Annotated in this window: 1 protein-coding gene; it reads right to left on the bottom strand. The window is 30.5% G+C overall.

Annotation, left to right across the window (positions count from 1 at the left end; all coding sequences use genetic code 11):
* Nucleotides 1-1,620 (bottom strand): beta strand repeat-containing protein (locus MBCUT_RS00560; RefSeq protein ID WP_394327046.1); only part of this gene is annotated, 1,620 nt, incomplete at its 3' end.
* Nucleotides 1,621-1,663 lie beyond the last annotated feature (43 nt).

The raw sequence follows: 1,663 nt of genomic DNA on the forward strand, positions 1-1,663 counted from the left end.
TCCACCACTAGTTGCAGTATTATTTACAAAACTAGAACTAACAATATCGACAATAACAGCACCATTAATACCAGTAGTTACAAAAATTCCTCCACCACTAGTTGCAGTATTATTTACAAAACTAGAATTAACAATATCGACAATAACAGAACCATTAGTACCGCCAGTAGTTACATAAATTCCTCCACCACTAGTTGCAGTATTATTTACAAAACTAGAACTAGCAATATCAACACTAACAATAGCAGTAGTACTAGCAGTTACATGAATTCCTCCAGCATTATTTGCGGTGTTATTTACAAAACTAGAACTAACAATATCGACAATAACAGAACCATTAATACCACTATTTACAAAAATTCCTCCACCACTAGTTGCAGTATTATTTACAAAACTAGAACTAGCAATATCGACAATAACAGAACTATTAATACCACTATTTACAAAAATTCCTCCACCACTAACAGTTGCGGTGTTATTTACAAAACTAGAATTAGCAATATCGACAATAACAGAACCATTACTATCAGTAATTACAAAAATTCCTCCACCACTAGTTGCAGTATTATTTACAAAACTAGAATTAACAATATCGACAATAACAGAACCATTACTACCACTATTTACAAAAATTCCTCCACTACTAACAGTTGCGGTGTTATTTACAAATGTGGAATTAGCAATACCAAAAATAGTAATACCATTAACATCAGCATTTACATAAATTCCTCCACCATTATTTGCGGTGTTATTTACAAATGTAGAATTAGTAATATCAACAGTAACAGCACCATTAATACCAGTAATTACATAAATTCCTCCACCATGAGTTGCAGTATTATTTGTAAAGTTAGAATTACTTACAGTAGTATTTACAGTGTTATTAGCAAGAGTAGTTATATAAATTGCTCCACCGTGCATCGCAGCATTATTGTTAGGGTTATTGGTTTCATATGTTGTGTTATAGTTGTTGTTAGTGAAATTAGAATTACTTATTTCTAGATTGCTACTAGAATATAGTAGATTATAAATATTAGTACCTGTGGTTTTTTTACCAGTGCCGCCATTTATAATTATGATTGTGTTTTTGTTGTAGTTTCTTGTCTCATTGTAGTTGTTGATGTTATTTGTAAAGTTAGATTGTGTGATAATTAAATCACCAGTGTTAACAATCATTGCATAAATATAACCAGTATTCTGTTCACCAATAACAAGTTCTCCATTAGGGTTTCGGATGTTGATGGTTATGTTTTGGTCGTTGTTCCAGTTGTATTCGCGGTTTATTGTTGTTTTTATTGTGTTGTTTGTGAATTCTGATCTTGTGATATTAAGCCTACCTTTATTAACAATAAAACCAGAACCCACAACACTACTATTATAAATTGTATTATTAAAATACAAAGTAGTATTAGCAGTAAAAGGAACATTCTGATAATATTGGAGGTTTATGTTCATGTTATTGTTAATGAATGCTGAGTTAATGATGTTCATTTGTCCATTGTTACCAATAAGGTAACCAGATTCAAAACTATCATCTTCCAACACATCATTACTTGTATAAGTTGTGTTCTCACGAATATTAAACGATAAACTATTATCTGTAACTACACAATTTTCCATTGTTAAATAACCATCATTATTTATTAAATAGCTATTATTACCA

Source organism: Methanobrevibacter cuticularis (assembly GCF_001639285.1).
Classification (GTDB): domain Archaea; phylum Methanobacteriota; class Methanobacteria; order Methanobacteriales; family Methanobacteriaceae; genus Methanobaculum; species Methanobaculum cuticulare.